At 59.4% G+C, this 23,708-nt stretch carries 22 protein-coding genes and 1 tRNA gene; 16 read left to right on the top strand and 7 right to left on the bottom strand.

Features of this window, described 5'->3' with window-relative positions; translation table 11 throughout:
- Positions 1-17 precede the first annotated feature (17 nt).
- Both AB5Y90_RS05900 and AB5Y90_RS05895 read right to left on the bottom strand, forming a co-directional pair.
- On the bottom strand, positions 18-875 hold the full coding sequence (locus AB5Y90_RS05900) for a hypothetical protein (RefSeq protein WP_069555513.1): 858 nt from the start codon (positions 873-875) through the stop codon (positions 18-20).
- Positions 876-1,022: 147 nt separating this feature from the next.
- The gene (locus AB5Y90_RS05895) at positions 1,023-1,409 is read right to left on the bottom strand and encodes a TraR/DksA C4-type zinc finger protein (protein ID WP_005356952.1); all 387 of its coding nucleotides are present in this window, start codon (positions 1,407-1,409) and stop codon (positions 1,023-1,025) included.
- Positions 1,410-1,889: 480 nt separating this feature from the next.
- Between AB5Y90_RS05895 and AB5Y90_RS05890 the strand changes: the two genes are divergently transcribed.
- From AB5Y90_RS05890 to AB5Y90_RS05850, 9 genes are all read left to right on the top strand, one after another.
- Positions 1,890-3,221 (top strand): glutamine synthetase family protein, encoded by a 1,332-nt coding sequence (locus tag AB5Y90_RS05890; protein WP_088868211.1) that lies wholly within the window; start codon positions 1,890-1,892, stop codon positions 3,219-3,221.
- A gap of 187 nt (positions 3,222-3,408) precedes the next feature.
- Positions 3,409-4,770: an aspartate aminotransferase family protein gene (locus tag AB5Y90_RS05885; protein ID WP_368166653.1), complete on the top strand. Its 1,362-nt coding sequence runs from the start codon at positions 3,409-3,411 to the stop codon at positions 4,768-4,770.
- A 53-nt stretch (positions 4,771-4,823) separates the two neighbouring features.
- The gene (locus tag AB5Y90_RS05880) at positions 4,824-5,921 is read left to right on the top strand and encodes an extracellular solute-binding protein (protein WP_005340709.1); all 1,098 of its coding nucleotides are present in this window, start codon (positions 4,824-4,826) and stop codon (positions 5,919-5,921) included.
- 118 nt (positions 5,922-6,039) lie between these two features.
- Complete coding sequence (locus AB5Y90_RS05875; protein WP_139463422.1) at positions 6,040-7,125, top strand: polyamine ABC transporter substrate-binding protein; 1,086 nt, start codon at positions 6,040-6,042, stop codon at positions 7,123-7,125.
- A 78-nt stretch (positions 7,126-7,203) separates the two neighbouring features.
- Entirely contained in the window at positions 7,204-8,358 is a 1,155-nt protein-coding gene (potA, locus tag AB5Y90_RS05870; protein ID WP_005340704.1) for a polyamine ABC transporter ATP-binding protein, read from the top strand.
- Positions 8,355-9,260, top strand: coding sequence for an ABC transporter permease subunit (locus tag AB5Y90_RS05865; protein ID WP_005340703.1), 906 nt, complete (start codon positions 8,355-8,357; stop codon positions 9,258-9,260). The genes potA and AB5Y90_RS05865 overlap by 4 nt, the downstream gene beginning before the upstream one ends.
- Positions 9,260-10,102: an ABC transporter permease subunit gene (locus AB5Y90_RS05860; RefSeq protein ID WP_031227712.1), complete on the top strand. Its 843-nt coding sequence runs from the start codon at positions 9,260-9,262 to the stop codon at positions 10,100-10,102. The genes AB5Y90_RS05865 and AB5Y90_RS05860 overlap by 1 nt, the downstream gene beginning before the upstream one ends.
- A gap of 45 nt (positions 10,103-10,147) precedes the next feature.
- Positions 10,148-10,852 carry an MOSC domain-containing protein gene (locus tag AB5Y90_RS05855; protein ID WP_368166652.1) on the top strand — a complete coding sequence of 235 codons (705 nt, stop codon included), beginning with the start codon at positions 10,148-10,150 and terminating at the stop codon, positions 10,850-10,852.
- A gap of 155 nt (positions 10,853-11,007) precedes the next feature.
- Positions 11,008-11,084: transfer RNA gene (locus AB5Y90_RS05850), tRNA-Pro, on the top strand.
- A gap of 259 nt (positions 11,085-11,343) precedes the next feature.
- Here AB5Y90_RS05850 and AB5Y90_RS05845 read toward each other — a convergent pair.
- A complete protein-coding gene (locus AB5Y90_RS05845; protein ID WP_005356927.1) occupies positions 11,344-11,871 on the bottom strand; it encodes a hypothetical protein in 528 nt (175 codons plus the stop codon).
- A 124-nt stretch (positions 11,872-11,995) separates the two neighbouring features.
- Positions 11,996-12,460, bottom strand: coding sequence for a thioesterase family protein (locus tag AB5Y90_RS05840; RefSeq protein WP_368166651.1), 465 nt, complete (start codon positions 12,458-12,460; stop codon positions 11,996-11,998).
- 133 nt (positions 12,461-12,593) lie between these two features.
- Between AB5Y90_RS05840 and recQ the strand changes: the two genes are divergently transcribed.
- On the top strand, positions 12,594-14,429 hold the full coding sequence (gene recQ / locus AB5Y90_RS05835) for an ATP-dependent DNA helicase RecQ (RefSeq protein ID WP_203119865.1): 1,836 nt from the start codon (positions 12,594-12,596) through the stop codon (positions 14,427-14,429).
- A gap of 67 nt (positions 14,430-14,496) precedes the next feature.
- On the opposite strand, the gene AB5Y90_RS05830 is transcribed toward recQ, so the two are convergent.
- Positions 14,497-14,799, bottom strand: a complete 303-nt coding sequence (locus AB5Y90_RS05830; protein ID WP_005340687.1) for a cytochrome c — start codon at positions 14,797-14,799, stop codon at positions 14,497-14,499.
- A 105-nt stretch (positions 14,800-14,904) separates the two neighbouring features.
- Here AB5Y90_RS05830 and AB5Y90_RS05825 point away from each other — a divergent pair, with 105 nt between their 5' ends.
- From AB5Y90_RS05825 to AB5Y90_RS05815, 3 genes are all read left to right on the top strand, one after another.
- The gene (locus tag AB5Y90_RS05825) at positions 14,905-16,332 is read left to right on the top strand and encodes a YdiU family protein (RefSeq protein WP_307895988.1); all 1,428 of its coding nucleotides are present in this window, start codon (positions 14,905-14,907) and stop codon (positions 16,330-16,332) included.
- 10 nt (positions 16,333-16,342) lie between these two features.
- Positions 16,343-16,630, top strand: a complete 288-nt coding sequence (locus AB5Y90_RS05820; RefSeq protein WP_307895990.1) for a DUF3630 family protein — start codon at positions 16,343-16,345, stop codon at positions 16,628-16,630.
- 159 nt (positions 16,631-16,789) lie between these two features.
- Positions 16,790-17,464 carry a 7-cyano-7-deazaguanine/7-aminomethyl-7-deazaguanine transporter gene (locus tag AB5Y90_RS05815; RefSeq protein WP_005340680.1) on the top strand — a complete coding sequence of 225 codons (675 nt, stop codon included), beginning with the start codon at positions 16,790-16,792 and terminating at the stop codon, positions 17,462-17,464.
- 269 nt (positions 17,465-17,733) lie between these two features.
- Here AB5Y90_RS05815 and rraA read toward each other — a convergent pair whose 3' ends face one another.
- A complete protein-coding gene (gene rraA, locus AB5Y90_RS05810; protein WP_005340678.1) occupies positions 17,734-18,219 on the bottom strand; it encodes a ribonuclease E activity regulator RraA in 486 nt (161 codons plus the stop codon).
- Positions 18,220-18,365: 146 nt separating this feature from the next.
- Between rraA and AB5Y90_RS05805 the strand changes: the two genes are divergently transcribed.
- Both AB5Y90_RS05805 and AB5Y90_RS05800 read left to right on the top strand, forming a co-directional pair.
- On the top strand, positions 18,366-20,219 hold the full coding sequence (locus tag AB5Y90_RS05805; RefSeq protein ID WP_368166650.1) for a methyl-accepting chemotaxis protein: 1,854 nt from the start codon (positions 18,366-18,368) through the stop codon (positions 20,217-20,219).
- Between the two features lie 122 nt (positions 20,220-20,341).
- Positions 20,342-20,980: a chromophore lyase CpcT/CpeT gene (locus tag AB5Y90_RS05800; protein WP_368166649.1), complete on the top strand. Its 639-nt coding sequence runs from the start codon at positions 20,342-20,344 to the stop codon at positions 20,978-20,980.
- A 112-nt stretch (positions 20,981-21,092) separates the two neighbouring features.
- On the opposite strand, the gene rpmE is transcribed toward AB5Y90_RS05800, so the two are convergent.
- On the bottom strand, positions 21,093-21,308 hold the full coding sequence (rpmE, locus tag AB5Y90_RS05795) for a 50S ribosomal protein L31 (protein WP_005340673.1): 216 nt from the start codon (positions 21,306-21,308) through the stop codon (positions 21,093-21,095).
- 147 nt (positions 21,309-21,455) lie between these two features.
- On the opposite strand from rpmE, the gene priA reads away from it, so the two are divergent.
- On the top strand, positions 21,456-23,663 hold the full coding sequence (gene priA, locus AB5Y90_RS05790) for a primosomal protein N' (protein ID WP_368166648.1): 2,208 nt from the start codon (positions 21,456-21,458) through the stop codon (positions 23,661-23,663).
- The last annotated feature ends 45 nt before the right edge of the window (positions 23,664-23,708 follow it).

Raw genomic sequence — 23,708 nt, 5'->3', positions numbered from 1 at the left:
TCAGGCGCTCGGGATGATTATCCCTGCGGTGGATACTCCCAATATTGGGCCGGAATGGATTTTAGCAACGGGGTCATATCCGGATTGGGCAGGGCGATGGTGACCCGCTGATCGAGGTTGGCGCTGGCGAGCGCTTCGCGGATCTTGGGGTTGTCATTGAAGAACTTCATAAAGCTGCCATCGGCATAGGCCCGCTCCAGCCCGGTCTGAATCGCCTTGGCCAGCTTGGGGTATTCGGGGCTGACGAAGAAGAACTGGGCGAAGGGGTAGCGGATCAGCAGGTGCTGCTCGATGGCGAGGTTGGGATACTGCGCCACCAGCTCGCTGCGCTCGGCGAAGATCTCCACCAGGGCGCGCGGGAAGAAGTCGATCTTGTCGCCGTCGTTGATAAGGCGAAACAGGCTGCTGTATCGGCCGGAGAAGGTCGGGATGCCCGCATTTTCCAGAATTTTGTTATCGGCCCAACCGACCCCTTGCGCCGCCTTCAGCTGTTTGAGGTCGGCCAGGGTATTGATCTGGTTGAACTTCTCTTGGGCATCCGCGTGGATGAATGACAGCCGCAATCCTTCCAGCCCGCGAAAAAGCGGAATGGGGACGGCAATCAGGGAGGATTCGAGCTCGCTGGAGGTGCCCATCCAGAAGACGTTGATGGTCTTGCCCTTGCTCAGCTGCTGCTGGAGGGTGAACTGGTTGAGGTCGAGTTCGACAGGCTGGATGCGAAAGGGTTGCCCGGAGCGGGTCAGGGCCAGTTCCAGCAGCTTGTACTGGTACTCCTGGTCAAGATTGTTGACGGGACGGCTGGGGACCTTGACCGTCAGAACCTGTGCTTGTGCCAGCAGTGGCAGGCACAAACACAGCTTGATGAGCCATTTCACTCTCTGTTCTCCTGTAGATTCCGGAAGGTGTCCGGAGTCTAACAGAAGTTGTCACCATCTTGCTGCGAGGCGTTGTGCAAGGTTTGAGCGCGGGGCCCTGCCTTGCTGGCGTCTGTTGCACCAGAATGGTGACGGTTCTTCGAAGAATCAGGCGACGCGACGGAACACGTGGGTATCGTTAAATTCCTTGGTGCTCTGGCACTCGACGCAGAAACGGGATTCCGGACGGGCATGCAGCCGCTTGAGGGAGATCTCGTCACCGCAAGATTCGCAGTAACCAAAATCCCCTTCGCTGATGCGCTTCAATGCGCCCCGCAGCTTGCGCAGGTGCAGCTTGTCGTGCTCGATGCGGTTCAGCTCCAGACGGCGGGCTTCCTCGATACTGGCACGGTCAATTTCATCAGCCATCTCGTTGGTGTCGGTGGCGATGGCCTGGCTGGCCTGGGAGTTCAGGCGCTCTTCGAGCTCGACGATCTGTCGCTCGATCTGCCCCTTGTAAAAGGCCAGTTGGTCTTCAGTCATGAAATCACACATACGATTAACTACCAGTCAGTTTACTAACCCAATTATCCCTGTTTATGGGGGCTGTCTGCCTACAGACCAAGCCCTTGTATCCCGATTTGCACCTGTTTCATGCAAGAGAGTGCAAATCAGGGCGGGCCTTGTACCAAAAAAATGCAGCCAAGCAAAGCAAATAGGATAAGGATTGTGCGCCCTTGCAAAAAAATGGTCCGTTCCTGCGGGGGATTGGTCGGGATCTGGCGCCAGCTTCACCCTCTCTTGGCATCGCCTTTGCAACGATGAGAAGGGTGGGCTTCGTACGGATTTGAGTGTTTAGTATTTGGTGCCGCCTTGGTCATTATATGCGCCGTTATTTATAGTTTTTTAAACACGCCCGCTTGACATTGCCCTTGATGGCGGGCTTTTATGGTGATGTTGATTACAATTTTATAACAAGGGTGTTCCATATATTAGACACCCTTGCCAATGGCAACCGTAAAGTCGGGGTTTAACATGGACAGTATCAAAGGCTGGATGGAGAGCAATCGCATCACGGAAGTGGAGTGCCTGTTCCCGGATTTCACCGGCAATGCCCGGGGCAAGATCATCCCAGCCAACAAGTTTTTGCGCGAAGGGGGCATGCGTCTGCCCGAGGTGATTTTCACCCAGACGGTGACAGGTGAGTATCCGGATGACGACAGCATGATAGACCCGCTGGAGCGGGACATGCAGCTCTATCCCGACCCCAACACCATCCGTTTTGTCCCCTGGGCGCTGGAGCCCACTGCACAGGTGATCCACGACTGTTTCGACGTCAACGGCAAGCTGATCGATATCGCGCCGCGCTCCGTGCTGCGTCGGGTTCTGTCATTTTACGAGAAGCAGGGCTGGAAGCCGGTGGTGGCGCCCGAGCTGGAATTCTATCTGGTCACCCGCAACGAGGACCCCGACTATCCTCTGGTGCCGCCGGTCGGTCGCAACGGCCGCCCTGAAACCGCCCGCCAGTCGTTCAGTATCGATGCGGTCAACGAGTTCGACCCCATCTTTGAAGACATGTATGACTACTGCGAGGCGCAGGAGCTGGAGGTGGACACCCTGATCCACGAGTCGGGCGCCGCCCAGATGGAGATCAACTTCCTGCATGGTGATGCCATCGATCTGGCGGATCAGGTGTTCCTGTTCAAGCGCACCATGCGTGAGGCCGCTCACCGCCACGGCATCTATGCCACCTTCATGGCCAAGCCGATGAGCGACGAACCGGGGTCGGCCATGCACATCCACCAAAGTCTGGAAGATGTTAACGGCCACAACCTGTTCGGTACCCCGAGCGGCGGCAATAGCGAACAGTTCATGCACTTTATCGCCGGTCTGCAGAAATACACCCCGGCGGTGACCGCCCTGCTGGCCCCCAACGTCAACTCCTACCGCCGCCTCACCTTTGGCGAGAGCGCGCCGCGCAACGTCCAGTGGGGTGTCGAGAACCGCACCTGCGGCCTGCGGGTGCCCTTCTCCGACCCGAGCGCACGGCGGGTGGAGAACCGCTTCGCTGGTGCCGATGCCAACCCCTATCTGGCGCTGGCCGCCACTCTGGCCTGTGGCTATCTCGGCATGATGGAGAAGCTGGAGCCGCTGCCGGAGATGAAGTCGAGCGCCTATGACCTGCCCTACAGCCTGCCCCGCTCGCTGGAGGAGGCACTCAGCCATCTCGAACAGTGCGAGCCCATCAAGGAGATGCTGGGTGAGCGCTTCACCCGCGCCTTTGTCGCGGTCAAACGCAAAGAGTACGAGACCTACTTCGGGGTGATCAGTCGCTGGGAGCGGGAGTTCCTGCTGCTGAACGTTTGATCCCCCTGTAACGGGGAGGCCGGAGTCGGCCTCCCCGGCCCCTGTATCGAAGAGACCTGAACGCAAGTCAGGTGGCGGCATGCCACCTGTGAGTGGTTGTGGCTGCGAGCATGCAAGCCCGCCTGACTACCCACCTGACTGTTTGACGACTGAATCTTGCTAAATCGAAGGAACCGAGGAGCAACAAATGCAGCAGACAACCCGTGAGTGGCAACAGCTGGATGCCAGCCACCACCTGCACCCCTTTACCGACTTTCAGGCCCTGAACAAGAAGGGCTCGCGCATCATTACCAAAGCCAGCGGTGTCTATCTGGAAGATTCCGAGGGCAAACGCATTCTCGACGGCATGGCGGGCCTGTGGTGCGTCAATATGGGCTATGGCCGCCAGGAGCTGGTGGATGCCGCTACCCGCCAGATGCAGCAGTTGCCCTACTACAACCTCTTCTTCCAGACCGCTCACCCGCCGGTGATCGAGCTGGCGACCCTGCTGGCCGAGGTGACGCCATCCCATCTCAACCATGTCTTCTTTACCGGCTCCGGCTCCGAGTGCAACGACACCGTGCTGCGGATGGTGCGCCACTACTGGGCCAGCAAGGGGCAACCGGAAAAACAGGTGATCATCAGCCGCCACAACGCCTATCACGGCTCCACAGTGGCGGGGGCGAGTCTGGGTGGCATGAAAGGGATGCATGCCCAGGGTGGTCTGCCCATTCCCGGCATAGTGCACATCGACCAGCCCTACCACTTCGGTGAGGGGCGGGGGATGAGTGCCCACGAGTTCGGGCTGGAGCGGGCCCGTCAGCTGGAGCAAAAGATTCTGGAGCTGGGGGTGGACAAGGTGGCTGCCTTTATCGGCGAGCCGATCCAGGGGGCGGGCGGCGTCATCATTCCGCCTGACAGCTACTGGCCGGAGATCCAGCGTATCTGCGATCACTACGGCATTCTGCTGATTGCTGACGAGGTGATCTGCGGCTTTGGCCGCACCGGCCACTGGTTTGCCAGCGAAGGGTTTGGCATCAAGCCAGACCTGATGTGTCTGGCCAAGGGGATCACCTCCGGTTATCTGCCGCTCGGCGCAGTGATGGTGAGCGACCGGGTTGCCAAGGGGCTGGTGGAGGAGGGGGGCGAGTTCAACCACGGCTTCACCTACTCGGGTCATCCGGTCTCTTGCGCCGTGGCGGTGGCCAATATCCAGCTTATGCAGAAAGAGAGCATAGTTAAGCGAGTGCATGATACTATCGGCCCCTATTTGCAGCGCCGCTGGGCGGAGCTGGCCGATCATCCGCTGGTGGGAGAAACCCGAGGCAAAGGATTGGTCGCCGCGCTGGAAATCGTTGAGGACAAGCAGACCAACCGGCGTTTTCCGGCTCAGGCAAATGCGGGGATGACTTGCCGGGAGTTCTGCTTTAACAATGGCTTGGTGATGAGGGCGGTAGGCGATACCATGATCATATCGCCCCCCTTGGTCATCACCGAGGAACAGGTTGATGAATTGGTCGATCTGGCCAGGCGCAGTCTGGATCTGACAGCCGCAAAGCTGAAAGGTTGAGGTGGGTCGGGCAGGTTGGCATGCGCATACAATTTGCTTAGGAGACAAGGATGATGTCTTTCAAAACAGGAGTGATCGCTGCCTCTGTGGCTCTGGTCATGGCAAGTGCCGGAGCAATGGCTGAAGAGAAGGTGCTGCACGTCTACAACTGGAGCGACTACATAGCGCCGGATACCCTGGATAACTTCCAGAAGGAGACGGGGATCAAGGTGGTCTATGACGTGTTCGACAGTAACGAGGTACTGGAAGCCAAGTTGCTGGCGGGTAGTTCTGGCTACGACATCGTGGTGCCATCCAACCCCTTCCTGGCCAAGCAGATCAAGGCGGGCGTGTTCCAGAAACTGGACAAGTCCAAGCTCTCCAACTGGCAAAACATGGATGTCGACCTGCTCAAGGCGCTCGAGCCGAGCGATCCGGGCAACCAGTACTCCATCCCCTATCTCTGGGGCACCATCGGCTATGCCTACAACGCCGAGAAGGTGAAAGCCGTGCTGGGGGCCGATGCCCCGGTCAACTCCTGGGATCTGGTGTTCAAGCCGGAGAACATGGCCAAGTTGAAAGAGTGTGGCGTCTCCTTCCTCGATTCACCGACCGAAATGCTGCCGGCTGCCCTGCAATATCTGGGCTTCAAACCGGATAGCCAGAAACCGGCCGAGCTGAAGAAGGCTGAGGAGCTGTTCCTCTCCATCCGTCCCTATACCGCCTATTTCCACTCCTCCAAGTACATCTCGGATCTGGCCAACGGCAACCTCTGCGTCGCAGTCGGTTACTCCGGTGACTTGCAGCAGTCCAAGGCGCGGGCAGCAGAGGCCAAGAATGGCGTCGCGCTCACCTACACCATTCCGAAAGAGGGGGCAGGCAGCTTCTTTGACATGATCGCCATTCCGGCGGATGCCAAGAACGTCGAGGCGGCCCACACCTTCATCAACTACCTGATGAAGCCTGAGGTGATCGCCAATATCACCAACGTGGTGCAGTTCCCGAACGGCAACAAGGCGGCGACCCCGCTGGTGGATGAGGCGATCCGCACCGATCCGGGTATCTACCCCGATGCGGCGACCCTGCAGAAGATCTACACCTTCCCGGATCTGCCGGCCAAGGTGCAGCGTCTGATGACCCGCAGCTGGACCAAGATCAAGTCCGGCAAGTAAGTAACGAATGCCCCTCCCGGTCCGCAGTTCGGCCGGGAGGGTAGTGATGCCATCCATCCGGATGGGCCGCGCGAATGGATGCGCAGGCGGTCAACCACTGAACAGGAGAACTGACACCGTGAATACAACCAGATTGCTAACCATAGCGCTGACCATGGGATTGGCGAATGTGGCCCAGGCTGCCCCTGTGCTGCACTTCTACAACTGGTCTGACTATATCGGTGAGACCACCCTCAGCGATTTCCAGCAGGCGACCGGGATCAAGACCGTCTATGACGTGTTTGACTCCAACGAGACCCTGGAAGGCAAGTTGCTGACGGGGCGGACCGGTTACGATTTGGTGGTGCCCTCCAATAATTTCCTGGCCAAGCAGATCAAGGCGGGAGCCTTCCAGAAACTGGATAAATCCCTGCTGCCCAATCTGGCCAACCTGGATCCCGTGCTGCTCAAGCAGCTCGACAAGGTGGATCCGGGTCATCAGTACGCGGTGCCCTATCTGTGGGGGACCAACGGCATCGGCTACAACGTCGACAAAATCAAGGCGGTGCTGGGGGTCGACAAGATTGACTCCTGGGCCACCATCTTCGAACCGGAAAGCATGGCGAAACTCTCTCGCTGCGGCGTCGCCTTTCTCGACTCTGCCGACGAGATGATCCCTGCCGCCCTCAACTACCTCGGACTCGATCCCAACAGTCATGCGACGGGGGATATCAAGCAGGCCGAGGCGTTGCTGCTCAAGGTGCGGCCCTATGTGGCCTACTTCCACTCCTCCAAATACATCGGCGATCTCGCCAATGGCGACATCTGCGTGGCGGCCGGTTTTTCCGGCGACATCCTGCAAGCCGCTGCCCGCGCCGATGAAGCTGGCAAGGGGGTGAAAATTGCCTACAGCATTCCGAAAGAGGGGGGCAATCTCTGGTTCGACATGATGGCGATCCCGTCCGATGCCACCAATGTCAAAGAGGCGCACGCTCTCATCAACTACGTCCTGCAGCCCGAAGTGATCGCCAAGGTCAGCGACTATGTGGGATATGCGAATCCCAACTCAAGGGCGGGCGAGTTTATGGATGAGGCGGTGCGCAACAATGAGGAGGTATATCCCCCTCAGGCCGTGCTGGAGCGACTCTATGTGCAGGAAGCACATCCCCGCTCGGTACAGCGTCTAATCACCCGGAGTTGGACCAAGATCAAGTCCGGTACCTAACCTTGGTGCCCGTTCGGGGGCGCCAAATCGCTTTTATGGATCGGCCGCAAGGCCGGTATCACGTTGGGGAGTTTGGTAATGGCGATAGCCTCCAGTGCCTACAAGAAAGCCCTCGAGGGCAGTCAGCAGCGCAAAGAAGTGCTGGTGAAAATTGATCGGGTAAGCAAGCAGTTCGACGAAACGCTGGCGGTCGATAACGTATCTCTCAATATTCACAAGGGGGAGATTTTCGCCCTGCTCGGCGGGTCCGGTTCCGGCAAATCGACCCTGCTGCGGATGCTGGCCGGTTTCGAGCGCCCGACCGAGGGGCGGCTGTTCCTCGACGGGGTCGACATCACCGACATGCCCCCCTATGAACGCCCCATCAACATGATGTTCCAGTCCTACGCCCTGTTCCCCCATATGACGGTGGCCCAGAACATCGCCTTTGGCCTCAAGCAGGATGGCCTGCCCAAGGCCGAGATCGATGCCCGGGTAGAAGAGATGCTCAAGCTGGTACAGATGACCCAGTATGCCCGTCGCAAGCCGCATCAGCTCTCCGGTGGCCAGCGCCAGCGGGTGGCGTTGGCTCGTTCGCTGGCCAAGCGTCCCAAGTTGCTGCTGCTGGATGAACCCATGGGGGCGCTCGACAAGAAGCTGCGTTCCAAGATGCAGCTGGAGCTGGTTGAGATCATCGAGCGGGTCGGGGTGACCTGCGTCATGGTGACCCACGATCAGGAAGAGGCCATGACCATGGCGGAGCGGATCGCCATCATGCACCTCGGCTGCATCGAGCAGATCGGCAGCCCGATGGATATCTACGAGACTCCGGCCAGTCGGCTGGTGTGCGAGTTCATCGGCAACGTCAACCTGTTTGACGGCCTGCTGGTGGAGGATGAGCAGGATCACGCCACCATCGCCTGCGCCGATCTGGAGCAGCCCATCTATGTGGGCCACGGCATCAGCTCCCGCGCCGAGAACAAGAAGGTGACCTATGCCCTGCGGCCGGAAAAACTGCTGATGAGTCTGCAAAAGCCGGAGGAGATCGAGCACCCGGACTTCAACTGGACCAAGGGTGAGGTCTATGACATCGCCTATCTGGGCGGTCACTCGGTTTATCACATCCAGCTGCCCTCGGGCAAAATCGTTCAGGCTTTCATCGCCAATGCCGAACGCCACGGCAAGCGGCCAACCTGGGATGACCAGGTGTTCCTCTACTGGGAAGATGACAGCGGCGTGGTGCTGCAATCATGAAGTTCTTGCAACGACTGAAGCGGGTCGGGGGGCGCCGACTGGTGATTGGCATCCCCTTCTTCTGGCTGTTCCTCTTCTTCCTGCTGCCCTTCGTCATCGTGGTGAAGATCAGTTTTGCGGAAGCGGATGTGGCGATCCCGCCCTACACCGACGTGGTGAGCTGGGCCGACAATCAGCTCACCATCCTGCTCAACATGGGCAACTACCTGCTGTTGCAGGAGGATGAGCTCTATATCGCGGCCTATCTGGGCTCCCTCAAGATGGCCTTCGTCAGCACTTTGCTCTGCCTGCTGATTGGCTATCCGATGGCCTACTCCATCGCTCGGGCCAACAAGGAGACCCAGACCGTTCTGCTGCTGCTGATCATGATGCCGACCTGGACCGCCATTCTGATCCGGGTCTACGCATGGATGGGGATCCTCAGTAACAATGGTCTGCTCAACAGCGTTTTGCTGGGGATCGGGGTGATCGACGAGCCGCTGCAGATCCTCAACACCAACCTGGCGGTCTATATCGGCATCGTTTACTCCTACCTGCCCTTCATGGTGCTGCCGCTCTACGCCAATCTGGTCAAACACGATCAGAGCCTGCTGGAGGCTGCTTCCGATCTGGGGGCCCGCAACCTGACTCGTTTCTGGCAGATCACGGTGCCGCTCTCCAAAAACGGCATTATCGCCGGCTGCATGCTGGTGTTCATTCCGGTGGTGGGGGAGTTCGTTATTCCGGAAATGCTGGGCGGCCCGGAGACCCTGATGATCGGCAAGGTGCTGTGGCAGGAGTTCTTCAACAACCGCGACTGGCCGGTAGCCTCTGCACTGGCGGTGGTGATGCTGGCGGTGCTGATCATTCCGATCATCCTCTTCAACCGTAACCAGGCCAAAGAGCTGGAGGGCAAGGCATGATGAGACGTTTCGGTTTTGCCAAGCTGATGCTCTGGCTGGGGCTGCTGTTTATCTACCTGCCCATGATCATCATGGTGATCTACTCCTTCAACGCCTCCAAGCTGGTGACGGTGTGGGGTGGCTGGTCGCTCAAGTGGTACTTCGGCCTGCTCGACAACAAGCAGCTGATTGGATCCGTGTTCCGCTCGCTGGAGATCGCCTTCTACACCGCGATCGCTGCAGTGGCGCTGGGGACGGTGGCGGCCTTCGTGCTGACCCGAATTCCCCACTTCCGTGGTCGCACCCTGTTCGGCGGCATGGTGACGGCGCCGCTGGTGATGCCCGAGGTGATCACCGGTCTGTCGCTGCTGCTGCTGTTCGTGGCGATGGCCCAGCTGGTGGGCTGGCCCGCCGAGCGGGGCATGCTGACCATCTGGATCGCGCATACCACCTTCTGTACCGCCTATGTGGCGATTGTGGTGTCGGCGCGCTTGCGGGAGCTGGATCTCTCCATCGAGGAGGCGGCAATGGATCTCGGCGCCAAGCCGTGGAAGGTGTTCTTCCTGATCACCATCCCGATGATCGCCCCCTCGCTGGCGGCAGGCGGCATGATGTCGTTCGCTCTGTCGCTCGATGATCTGGTGCTGGCGAGCTTCGTCTCCGGCCCGGGCTCCACCACCCTGCCGATGGAGGTCTTCTCGGCGGTGCGACTCGGCGTGAAACCCGAGATCAACGCGGTGGCCAGCCTGATCCTGCTGTCGGTATCGCTTTTTACCTTCGGCAGCTGGTATCTGATGGCCCGGGCGGAGAAGCGCCGTCGCGCCGAGATCGCCATGACCACCCAGATGCAGGCCGTCGTCTGAGGCCATGATAAGATCCGCCTACTCTCGTCAACCTGGAGGATGAGTATGCGGATCTCCCTTTTTAGCGGTCGTGGCACCGAGCTGGTGCCCGGCCTCACCAGCGCCATTCACAAGCAACCGATCTCTGCACCAGTTCGCTGTACCTTTGCCGGTCTGGAAGGGGATGAACAGTGTGACCAGCGCCACCACGGTGGCCCGGATCGGGCGCTCCACTACTATCCGGCCGATCACTATCTCTGGTGGCAGACCTGGCAAACCGCACTGGGCTTGCCTGCGCCACGTACACCCTGGCAACCTGCCGCCTTTGGCGAGAACCTCTCCGGTATCGGGCTGACCGAGGTGCAAGCCTGCATTGGCGATGTCTATCGGCTCGGCGAGGCGCTGATCCAGATCAGCCAGCCAAGATCCCCCTGTTTCAAGCTCAACCAGCGCTTTGGCTATGGCCAGATGTCGCAGGTGATGCAACTGAATGGCCGTTGTGGCTGGCTGCTGCGGGTGCTGGAGGAGGGGATGGTGTCGCCGGAGTCGGCCATGGAGCTGGTAGACAGACCCTATCCCGAACTGGCGGTGAAGCGCACGGCGGACATTCTGTTCAATCAGGTGCGCAACGAGACTGACCTGCTGATGTTGCTAGAGAATCCTGCTCTCTCCCCCAACTGGCGCCAGCATGCAGCCGACTGGCTGGAGCATGGCACTGTGGCTGACTGGCAGCGCCGTCTGCTGGGACCGACATCCCTGCGCCTGGCCTGACAGCCGGTTACCGGAATGTCACCAGCTGGCTGCAGTCCGGTAAACGGGTGAAAAGAGTGCTGAATAGTTGAGCGAACGGCACTTTTTTTCCCTTTAAATGCAAAAAAGGCTTGTGTCAGGTCGGGGCTTTCGGTAAATTCCCGTCCCGCAGACATCGGTGTGTAGCGCAGCTTGGTAGCGCACTTCGTTCGGGACGAAGGGGTCGGAGGTTCGAATCCTCTCACACCGACCAAATTTGAAAAGGCCGCTCAATTGAGCGGCCTTTTTGCATTTTCTTTCCAGTTACTCGGTTTTTCATTAGCTGCTGACCTGTTACCTGGCCAAGTGATCTGACTTGATGTATGCAGGGTCGAAGCAAGCCCACAGACATTAAAAGGGCCACCGCTCGGTGGCCCATCGGTGGAGTCTGATCCTGACTCCGGCACTCTAGATTGTGGCAATCTCGCTATGGGTCTTGTCTATGGTGCCCTCCTTGCGCGCCAGGCGCTTACTCAGATATGCCAGTGCTGATGCCGCAAAGCCTTGAAACTGTGTTGAGGCAGCAAGGCCGCGTGCTTGGGGTACTCACTAATGAAATGTTCTATTCCCTCCATCAGTTGTGCACGTAATGAAATAACGGGCTCATGCCAGGCTTGCAGGCATAGATGGCCGGGGATCAACTGCTCCTGATAATCTTCCAGCAGCTGTTCTGGCCAGGGTTCAATACCGGAATTGCGTTGCAGCAAATAGTGGGCGGCGGGTTCACGGGCATAAATGAACTGAATTTGGGCCAGATCGCGTTGGCATAGCGTTTGACTGTTGATATGACAGGTCAAATATTTTCCCGTTTTCAGATCCAGAAAGTGACCGCGTTGCCGACAGGGAACGATGCGATACCAAGGCAGGGGTGAGGAGAGAGAATACCCCTCAAGCTCCTGTTCCAACCAGTGGCGACACTCGGGTGTCTGCACCTCGTCGAGCATGGACTCGAGCTGTGTCAACAAGGCTCTGGATGGTTTGATGGCCAGTTTCGCACTCATCGCCTGCAATCCTCCCTCTGCACACAATCCCGACTATCAGTATGGACCTTGTTCGGCCCGAGGGGGTAAGGAATCTAATGATTAAAAGTGGATTAGCCGCGTGGTTTTTATGCACTAACTTGGTTCAACCTACCAGATAGGTACCAGTGCCGAAGGCGATGTGGGTGCCCTCTTCGTTGTGCAGCTCCATCCGGGCGACGGCCACCTTGCTGCCAGCCCGGATGATGTGGGCGGTGGCGATAAACTCGTTGCCGCGCCCCGGCCGCAGGTAATCCACCCGCAGATCTATGGTACCGAGGCGGGCGAAGCGCTCCTTGAGATAACTGGGGGAGAACTCCTCCAGCTCGTCGATGCAGGAAGCGGCGACGAGCATGCCACCCGCCACATCCAGCAGCGTGGCGGTGACGCCGCCATGCAGGATGTTGTGGAAGGGGTTGCCGATCAGCTTGTCGTCCATCTTGATGCGCAGTTCCACCTTGTCGAAGTCGTAGTGGGTCACCTGCATGCCGATCAGCTTGTTGAACGGCATCTTCTCGGCAAACAGGTTGGCAATGCCACTGAGTGCCATCTTCTTGAGCATCTGTTTCATTCTCTGATCCCAATCCTTGTCATCAAAGCCGAGTAAAAACTCCAACCAGTCTGCAACAGTTCCTTAACAGTCGCAATGGCAGGTTTATTGTGGGCGGCGGCTGCTTTAGAATGGCGACCCCAAAGGAGAGCCCATGACCGCGATTGCCGAAACCCTGCCAGATCCTCAGCCTGAGAGTCCGCTTGCCCTGCTGCAGGCGGTCTTCGGCTATCAGCAGTTTCGGCCGGGTCAGCTCGAAATCATCGAGCAGATCGTCGCGGGGCGCGATGCGCTGGTGCTCAAGCCCACTGGCGGCGGCAAGTCGCTCTGCTACCAGATCCCGGCACTGCTGCGGCCCGGGCTCGGGGTGGTGGTCTCTCCCCTGATTTCGCTGATGAAGGATCAGGTCGACAGCCTGCGCGCCAACGGCGTAGCGGCGGTCTACATCAACTCGGCCCTCAGTCGGGAGGAGATGATCCAGAACTTCGCCGCCATGCGCCGCGGCGAGATCAAGCTGGTCTATGTCTCCCCCGAGCGACTGTTGCAGCACGAGTTTATGGATCGGCTGGCCGAGCTGCCGCTCGGGCTGTTTGCCATCGACGAGGCGCACTGCGTCTCCCAGTGGGGCCACGATTTCCGGCCTGAGTATGCGGCGCTGGGGCGCCTCAAGCAGTGGTTCCCGCAGGTGCCGGTGGTAGCGCTTACCGCCACCGCCGACGAGGCGACCCGCAGCGACATGCTGCACCGCCTAGAGCTGAACGATCCCTTCATCCACACCGCCAGCTTCGATCGTCCCAATATCCGCTACAGCCTGGTGGAGAAGTTCAAGGCGGCTGAGCAGCTGCTGCGCTACGTGCAGAGCCAGAAGGGCAACTGCGGCATCGTCTACTGCTCCAGCCGCAACCGGGTGGAGGAGGTGGCCGAGCGGCTATCCCGCCACGGCTGCAAGGCCGCGCCCTATCATGCGGGGCTGCCGCTCGAACAGCGCCAGCAGACCCAGGATGCCTTCCTCAAGGATGACATCGAGATAGTGGTGGCGACGGTGGCGTTCGGTATGGGCATCGACAAGCCCAATGTGCGCTTCGTAGTGCACTACGACATTCCGAAGAACATCGAATCCTACTATCAGGAGACCGGTCGCGCCGGGCGCGATGGTACCCCCGCAGAGGCGCTGCTGCTCTACGATCCTGCCGACATCGGTCGGGTGCGCCGCCTGCTCGACAACATCGAGAATCCCCAGCAGTTGCAGGTGGAGCAGTACAAGCTCAACGTGATGGCGGCCTTTGCCGAGGCGCAGACCTGCCGCCGTCAGGTGCTGCTCAACTACTTCGGCGAGTACAACGACAAGCCGTGCGGCAACTGCGATATCTGCCTCGATCCGCCCCAAAGTTATGACGGCACCGAAGATGCCCAGAAGGCGCTCTCCTGCGTCTGGCGGGTGGGGCAGAATTTCGGGGTGGGTTATGTAGTGGAAGTGCTGCGCGGGTCGCTGAACCAGCGCATCAAGGATCACGGCCACGACAAGCTCTCGACCTACGGCATCGGCAAGGATCAGAGCCACGAATACTGGATGAGCGTGATCCGCCAGCTGATCCACAAGGGACTGCTGACCCAGAACATCACCCGCAATCTGGTGCTGCAGCTGACCGAAGCGGCCCGCCCCGTGCTGCGTGGCGAGGTGAAGCTGGAGTTGGCGGTGCCCCGCTTGCAGCCTATCTCCAGCCGCAAGGAGAAGCGCAATGGCCTGCTCGACAACGCCAACTACGACAAACGGTTGTTCAAGGAGCTGCGTGGCCTGCGCAAGCAGATTGCCGAGGACGAAGAGGTGCCGCCCTACGTGGTGTTCAACGATGCGACCCTGGTGGAGATGGCTCAGCTGATGCCGATGACCGAAGACGAGATGCTGGCTATCAACGGTGTCGGGCACCGCAAGCTGGAGCGCTTTGGCGAAGCTTTTATGGATCTGATCATCGACTACTGCCGGCGGTAGGGTCGATTAGGCAGCCTAATCGACCACGGTAAGCGCGGCTCGGAAGAACCAAGGGTTAGACGCGAGGTTATTTCAGGCTGGCGTAGAAGGCGGCCAGATTGTCGATATCCGCATCGGTCAGCGGCGCCATGAAGGGGTCCATCAAGGGCTCTTTGCGAGTGCCATCCTTGAACGCTTTCAACTGTTTCACCAGATAGGCGGCATTCTGACCCGCCAGATGGGGATAGTTGGGGATCATCGCCTTGCCTTCCACGCCGTGACAGGCGGCACAGACCGCCGCTTTGGCTTTGCCGGCTTCAATATCGGCAGCCTTGGCCTGATGACCCCACGCCAGTGCCAGCAAGGGCAGGGCATATACCCATTTTTGCATCTTCTTCTCCTTGAATTGAAAAATGATGGTTGCCAGTGAGCACAAGCATGGCTGACGGCAGTATAAAGAGTGACACGAGCATACGCAGGGACGAATGGCACAACCATGAAGTTGATCAACACTTTTGCGACCGAGTTGCCCTGGGCCTGTGAACCCGTGGTCCCCCAGCCGCTGCAGCAGCCCCGGTTGCTTCATCTCAACCGGGCTTTGCTGGATGAGTTGGGGCTGGGAGGCGTCAGCAAGGCTGACTGGATCGCCTGTTGTGGCGAGGGAAAAGTGCTGCCAGGCATGCAGCCGGTAGCGCAGGTCTATGCGGGCCATCAGTTCGGGGGTTATAGCCCCCGGCTTGGAGATGGTCGCGCGCTGCTGCTGGGTGAGCAGCTGGCGCCGGATGGGCAGCGCTGGGATCTGCACCTGAAGGGGGCAGGAAAGACGCCGTTTTCCCGTTTTGGTGACGGCCGCGCCGTGCTGCGCTCCAGCATCCGCGAATATCTCGCCTCCGAAGCGCTCCATGCTCTCGGCATCCCGACCACCCGGGCGCTGGTATTGGTGGGGAGTCAGGAGCCCGTTTATCGCGAGCAGGTTGAGACAGGGGCGACTGTGCTGCGCACCGCCCCCAGCCATCTGCGCTTCGGTCATATCGAGTATTTCGCCTGGAGCGGGCAGGGGGAGAAGATCCCGCCGCTCATCGACTATCTGCTGCGCCACCACTTCCCAGAACTGGAGAGTGGTGCCGAACTGTTTGCCGAGGTAGTGCGCCGCACCGCGCGGTTGATTGCCAAATGGCAGGCGGCGGGCTTCTGTCACGGGGTGATGAACACCGACAACATGTCGCTGCTCGGCCTGACGCTGGATTACGGCCCCTACGGCTTTATCGATGCCTATGTGCCCGATTTTGTCTGCAACCACTCGGACCCTGCGGGCCGCTACGCGCTGGATCAGCAGCCCGCGGTCGGTTACTGGAATCTGCAAAAGCTGGCGCAGGCGCTGGCTGGCCATATAGACGGTGATGCGCTGGCTGCTGCGTTGGCCCAGTACGAGCAGCAGCTGATGCTGCACTACTCCGAGCTGATGCGGGCCAAGCTCGGACTGGCAGTGTGGGAGGAGGATGACCCGGCGCTGTTCCGCGAGTTGTTCCGATTGCTGGCGGCCCACAAGGTGGATTACCACCTGTTCCTGCGCCGTCTCGGTGAGGTGACGCAAGAGGGGGCGTGGCCTGCGTCTCTGCTGGCCCTGTTGTCTGGACCAGGTGTTTGGCAGGCGTGGCTGGAGCGCTATCGGGCGCGGCTAATGCGCGAAGGCAGCGAGGATGCCGTGCGCAAGGTGCAGATGGATGCCATCAATCCCAAGTATGTGCTGCGCAATGCGCTGGCCCAGCAGGTGATCGACGCCGCCGACGCAGGGGATATGCGGCCGTTCGAGCGGCTGTTCGCCGCCTTGCAGCACCCCTATGATGAACAACCCGAATATGAGGATCTCGCCACCCCGACTCCGGCATGGTATTGCGGTGGTGAGCTCTCCTGCAGTAGCTGAGAGACAGGGAATGAGTTGGCAAATCAAACAGGCAGATAGCGAAGCTGGCGTGGTGACGCTGGATTGTCCGGCACTCGACTGGGACACGTTCCCGCTGTTGGCGCAGGCCTTACTGCGAGAGTGGGAGCTACGGCCGCTCGAGCAGGATGCGGGGGCCGACCGCCATAGCTGGTTGCTGGAGTTTGAAGAAAGTCAGTTTCGGCTGGAATATGAACACTACAGCGGCTGCTGGCTGGAGGCGGTGCGCCCGGCGGATCGGGAGGCGCTGCTCTGGCTCGCCAGACAGCACAAGGCGTGACTATCGCCCACAAGGCCAGCTCTGCCGCTGGCCAACCTGGATGAGCCTAATCGCATAAAGATTGAACTATCGGTTTGGGGGCGTATAATCTCGCCCCTCGATTATCGTCAATGGTGGCGATATGGGTTCCCTAACCCCATTAACCAAAAAGGTCACAAGATGAATCTGACCCCTGCGCAGTACCAAACGGCGCTCGTTCGCCTGTCGTTGTTCCACATCCTGATCATTGCCAGCAGCAACTATCTGGTGCAGCTGCCGATCACCGTGTTTGGCTTCCATACTACCTGGGGTGCGTTCAGCTTCCCGTTTATCTTCCTCGCCACTGACCTGACGGTGCGGATATTCGGTGCCGGTCTGGCACGCAAGATTATCCAGACCGTGATGCTACCAGCGCTGGCGGTCTCCTATGCGCTCTCCGTGCTCTTCTTCGAAGGGAGCTTTCAGGGCGTTGGTCATCTGGCTGAATTCAACCTGTTCGTGGCACGTATCGCGCTGGCCAGTTTTATGGCCTATCTGGTAGGGCAGTTCATGGATGTGGTGGTGTTCAACCGACTGCGTCTGCTAAAGCAGTGGTGGATTGCACCTGCGGCCTCCACCCTGTTCGGTAATCTGGTTGATACCATCGCTTTCTTCAGTGTGGCCTTCTGGCGCACCACAGATCCTTTCATGGCAGAGCACTGGGTCGAGATCGCAACCGTCGATTACGTATTCAAGTTGCTGATAAGCCTTGGTTTGTTCGTGCCGCTCTACGGTGTCTTGCTGCGCTACCTCAGCCGCAAGCTGGTGGGCGAGGCCGGATTATCCAGCCTGCAAACGGCCACCCGGCAAGCCTGACCAGATTGACCACCCTTCGCGGTGGTCAATTTTTTGCACTTTCTGCAAATAGCGCTTGCCTAGTTAAATGAGAATGATTATTGTTAACTTGTTTTCCGGGAAAGACTTCATTCGTTCCAACGTGATGGACTTCTTGTGAAGGCACGACATTGCTCACATTGCTTCCAGTTAAGGGCCAGTTTATCTGGCCCTCTTTTTTTGTCATTTTTCAGCAAGTTGCAGGCATAAAAAACGGGAGCCAAGGCTCCCGTCGTCACGCTGTCTGTGGTTTACTCGATATCGAGTGCCTCGGGGGAGAGGATCACCCCTGTGGTATCGGCGTAGAGGTGGTCGTCAGGCAGGAAGGTCACGCCACCGAAGTTGACCGGCAGATCGGTCTCCCCTACATCCTTGCTGTCGGCACCGACCGGAATGGCTGCCAGTGCCTGAATGCCGATATCCAGATCTTCCAGAATATCGACTTCGCGGACGCAGCCGTAGCAGACAATCCCTTCCCAATCGTTCTCTGCTGCTGTTGTGGCGATGTCGCTGTCGATCAGAGCTCGGCGCATGGAGCCACCGCCATCGATCAGCAAGACGCGTCCCAGTCCGTTCTCTTTGACGAGTTCACGGATAAGACCATTCGATTCGAAGCATTTGACAGTGGTGATGACGCCGCCGAAAGAGGCGCGGCCGCCGAAGGAGCAGAGCATGGGTTCAAGCACATCCACCATGTCCTGATAGATGTCGCACAGTTCAGAAGTATTGTATTCCATAGTGTCAAATCCACGGCTGGAAACAGGTGCAACCAGTATAAGGAGTGGGTGTGGCATTTCAATGAATATTCCTTGCACAGATCACCTGTCGCCGCTTTTCTGCATAAGCTCAATGCAGTTCACTGCCAGTTTGCGAGAGGTCCATCGTGCTTATCCGTCATAAGTTGATCCTGAATACCGTGCTGGTTGCCGTTGCCATGCTGGTACTGAGCGGCCTGTTTATCTACTCCAGCCAGGTGCACCGTCACCTGACCGAAGCCCAGCGCAATATCGACCAGCTGGAGATCGCCATGCTCAACCTGCGGCGGGCCGAGAAGGATTTTCTGATCCGCAAGGATATGACCTTCGTCGAGCGCTTCAATCAGGGGCTGTCTGACTTTCACCAGCACAATCGGGAGCTGGTGACCGATGACAATCTGGCGGCTGTCGAGGGGGAGCTGACCAGACTGGATCAGCAGATCAGCGGCTATGGCAAAGCCTTCAACGATCTGGTGGCCCAGCAGCAGAAGATTGGTCTGGGACCGGAGGAGGGGCTCTATGGCAAGCTGCGGGCGGCGGTGCATGAGGTGGAGAATGGGCTCAAGCAGCTGGATCAGCAGGGGTTGCTCATCACCATGTTGCAGCTGAGACGGGCGGAGAAAGACTTCATGCTGCGCTCCGATATCCAGTATCTGGAGCGTTTCGAGACCTTGCACAAGAGTTTTCAGGATAGTCTTGCCACTTTGCCGGAGGCGGATCGCGGCAAGTTGGAGCAGGCCAGCAAGCAGTACCGGCAGGACTTTGTGGCGCTGGTGCAGGGGATGCAGGTACTGGGGCTGAAAGAGGATGAGGGGCTGCGCAACCAGATGCGGGATCTGGTGCATCAGACCGAACAGGGATTTGCTGCTGTAGATCAGCACATTGTCGCTGAACTGGAGCGGCAGAGCGCTCGCCTCAACAGCCTGATGCTGGTCTGTGGCGGGGTGATTGTGGTGCTGATCGGCATCATGAGCGTGTTGCTGGGGCGCAGCATCGACCGTCCCATTACTCAGGTGAATGATACCGTCAACCGCATTCGTAAGGATAATGACCTGCGCCTGAAGATAGATCTGCGCGGGGCAGATGAAATGGCCCAGCTGGCAGGCAATCTCGACGTGATGCTGGGCGGGTTTCGCGATCTGATCGGCGATGTGAAGCAGAGCGTGCACACCCTGACTGAAGCGGCGGATCACCTCTCGGCCAACGTCAAACGCACCAGTGAAGGGGCGGCGCGCCAGCTGCAGGAGACCGACATGGTGGCGACCGCGTCCACCGAGATGGGCTCCACCATCGAAGAGATCGCCCGCAACACCGAGCAGGCGGCCAACAATGCGCAGGCGACCAACAACAAGGCGATGGAGGGGCGGACTGCGGTCGAGAACACTGTCGAGCAGATCCGCTCGCTGGCGGGCAATCTGGAGAGCTCATCTCGCGAGGTGAGCCAGCTGCAAAAAGAGAGTGAGACCATCGGCTCCGTGCTTGACGTGATCCGTGGCATTGCCGAGCAGACCAACCTGCTGGCCCTCAACGCGGCTATAGAAGCAGCCAGGGCAGGGGATCAGGGGCGCGGCTTTGCGGTGGTGGCCGATGAGGTGCGTAATCTGGCCATCCGTACCCAGAAATCGACCCAGGAGATTGCCGGCATCATCAGCTCGCTGCAGAAACAGACCGGCAGCATCGTCGAGGTGATGGCAACCTGCCGCGAGCAGGGCAACCGCAGCTCGGATCAGGCCAGCACTGCAGGGGAGTTGCTGGGGCAGATCACTCAGGATGTTACCCACATCATGGACATGAGCACCCAGATTGCCGCCGCCATCGAACAGCAGAGTCTGGTGGCCAACGAGGTGAACCGCAACGTCAACAACATCCGCGACATCGCCCAGGAGTCGAGCATCATGGCGGAGGAAAATGCGAGATCCAGCGAGGGCCTCAACGAGCAGGCCCAGCTGCTCAACAAGGCGGTGGCAAAATATCGGGTTTAGTGAGCGGACTGGCATCCTTGTGAGGTTTTTGCACCAGAGTGGCAATGATTTGATCGTAATGGCTGTTATTGGGGAAATTCGCTCATATAATCGCCGCCACTATGATGATTCGGAAGGATTCGATGGCAAAGTTGCTGGTGGCCGTATTCGGGCTGCTCTGTTCCTGTCTGGTGTTGGCAGGGCCGGCGCCCCAGGCTACCCCACTCAAGCCCGGTATGGAGCCGCTACTCAGCTGGTTCAACGGGGCCTTTACGAGCCGGGAGCAGGCCAGTTACGACAGCCGCTTTACCAGTGCCGAGCTGCGCCTGATGGAGATCTGGCCCGGCTATCAGGGCTATCGCTGGGTCTATGCCGAGCAGTATCTGAGCATGCGCTCCGTCCGTCCTTTCCGCCAGCGCATCTATCGCTTCTCACCTGCCCCTGACGGGCGGATCCTGATGGCAGAGCTGACTATGCCCCGTGCCACCGATTTTGCCGGTGCCTGGCATGATCCCGCCCTGCTCGACAGTCTGACCCCGCAGCAGCTCTCCTTGCGCCACGGTTGCGAGATCTGGCTGACCCGTACCCCCTCCGGCGAATATGCCGGTCATACCCGGGTGGGCCATTGCTCCACCGATTTTGGTGGTGCCACGACGCTGGTGCAGCATATCTGGATTGGCCCCGATAGCGTCAGATTGCTGGATCGCGCCTATGACAACGCAGGGAGTCCGCGCTGGGGTAGCCCGGGTGAGGGGTATGTCTATTTGCGTCGTTCCAAATGATTTGGCCAGTAGGGGAGAGAGCGTCTGGCTGCGGGAACATGAAGGATGAAAAACAGGGATCGTAAAAAAGGCGCCCGATGGGCGCCTTTTTCAGAATTCTTCAGAAGTAAAATTACTTCTTGGTGGTCATCGCACCGAAACGCTTGTTGAACTTGTCTACGCGGCCGCCGCTAGAAACTTCTTTCTGCTTGCCGGTGTAGAACGGGTGGCACTCGGAGCACACGTCCAGGTTCAGATCTTTACCGATGGTAGAGAAAGTGTTGATGACGTTACCGCAAGAGCACTTGGCGGTGATGGCTACGTAGTCAGGATGGATACCAGCTTTCATGGACAACCTCAATTAATAGGCCGTGTCGCCATCCGATCTCTTGTCGGACACCACACGATTGTTGAACACAGTTTCAAAGGCTGCGAATAATATAGGAAATGCCTGAGATCAGGCAAGTGGCTTCGCAGAAAAAATAGGCAACCCCTGGTGAATTCTTCCCAAACGCTGGATCTGGTTCGTGTCGCTGTCCCGGTACCGTTACGCCGTCACTTCGACTATCTCTCTCCCCTGCCGTTACCTGCCCCCGGTTGCCGGGTCGAGATCCCTTTCGGTCCCCAGACCATGGTCGGGCTGGTGGTGGATCATCCGGCTGACAGCCAGGTGCCCCGCAACAAGCTCAAGCCCATCAAACGGGTATTGGATACGGCTCCGGTGCTGGGGCCGGATATTCTGGCGCTGATGAACTGGAGCGCCAGCTACTACCAGCATCCGCTGGGGGAAGTGCTGCCCCACGCCCTGCCGGTGCTGGTGCGCAAGGGGGAGCCTGCCGCTTATCGTGAACTGGAGTTCTGGTTTGCTACCGAGGCTGGCATGGCCATCGACCTTAACGAGCTCAAGCGGGCGGCCAAGCAGCAGCAAGCGCTCGCCTTGCTGCGCAAGGGGCCGCAGACCCCCTCCGCCCTCAAACAGGAGGAGATCCAGAGCGCCACACTCACCGCGCTGGAGAAGAAGGGGCTACTGGAGAAGCGCTCGCTGGAGCCGAGTCACGACGGCGATTGGGCTACCCGTTTCGAGCCGGGGGAGGGGCTGCGCCTCAATGGCGAACAGGCGTTGGCTGTCTCTGCCGTTACCAGCCAGAGCGACAAGTTCGGCGCCTTCCTGCTGGACGGCATCACCGGCTCCGGCAAGACCGAGGTCTACCTGAGCATCCTCGAGCCGTTGCTCAAGGCGGGCAAGCAGGCACTGGTGATGGTGCCGGAGATCGGCCTCACCCCGCAGACCATCAACCGCTTCCGGCGCCGCTTCAACGTGCCGGTGGTGGCGATGAACTCCGCCATGAACGATCGGGAACGGCTCGACGCCTGGCTCGCCTGCCGCGACGGCGCCGCCGCCATCCTGATCGGCACCCGCTCGGCGGTGTTCACCCCGTTTCACAACCTCGGCATCATCATCATCGACGAAGAGCACGACGGCTCCTTCAAGCAGCAGGACGGTTTTCGCTACCATGCGCGGGATCTGGCGGTGATGCGGGCCCATCGTGCCGGTATTCCGATCCTGCTTGGCTCGGCTACCCCATCGCTGGAGACATTGCACAACGCCCGCACCGGCAAATATCACCATCTCACCCTGACTCGCCGTGCCGGTAACGCCCAGACCGCCCGTCAGGTGATCCTGGATATCAAGAGCGTGCGGCTGCAGGCCGGGCTATCCCCCCAATTGGAGCAGCTGATGGCGGAGCATCTGGCGGCGGGCAATCAGGTGATGCTGTTTCTCAACCGCCGTGGCTATGCCCCGGCTCTGATCTGTCACCAATGTGGCTGGAGCGCCGCCTGCGAGCGTTGCGATGCCTGGTACACCTGGCATCAGGCCGGGCGGCGGCTGCACTGCCACCACTGCGACAGCGTGCGTCCCTTGCCCCACCACTGCCCCGAGTGTGGCAGCAACGAGCTGATTGGATCGGGAGTGGGCACCGAGCAGTTGGAACAGCTGCTTACCACTGTGTTCCCGCAATATCCGGTAGTGCGCATCGATCGGGACAACACCCGCCGCAAGGGGGAGCTGGAGACCCATCTCGGCGACATCAAGGCGGGCAAGTACAAGATCCTGATCGGCACCCAGATGCTGGCCAAGGGCCACCACTTCCCGGATGTGACGCTAGTGGGTCTGCTGGATGTGGATGGTGCCCTGTTCAGCGCCGATTTTCGCGCCGCCGAGAAGCTGGCCCAGCTCTACACCCAGGTGGCGGGTCGCGCCGGTCGCGCCAGCAAACCCGGGTTGGTAGTGCTGCAGAGCCATCATCCCGAGCACGCCCTGCTGCAGGATCTGACCCAGAATGGTTACGGCCACTTCGCCGATACGGCGCTGAAAGAGCGCCGTCTGCTGGGGCTGCCGCCCTTCAGCTATCAGGGGCTGTTCCGCGCCGAGGCCAACGGCCGCGACGAGGTGCTGCTGTTCCTCTCCCGTCTCGCCGATACCCTGCGCAGCGCCCGCTATCCCCACGTTCAGGTGCTGGGGCCCATTAGCGGCTTTATGGAGCGCAAGGCGGGCAAGTTTCGCATGCAGTTGCTGGTGCAGGGGCAGAACCGGGCACCGCTGGCCCAACTGCTGGATTGGGCGGTGAAGGAGCTGGAAGGCTGGCCCGAGACCAAAAGGGTGCGCTGGAGTCTGGATATCGACCCCACCGAGCTGAATTGATAGTGCCGGAGCCGGTCGCTGGCAGAGCTCGTCAGCGACCGGGCT

It is taken from the genome of Aeromonas sp. R4-1, assembly GCF_040908325.1.
In the GTDB taxonomy this organism is placed as follows: Bacteria; Pseudomonadota; Gammaproteobacteria; order Enterobacterales; family Aeromonadaceae; genus Aeromonas; species Aeromonas veronii.
This window is presented reverse-complemented; position numbering and strand designations above follow the sequence as displayed.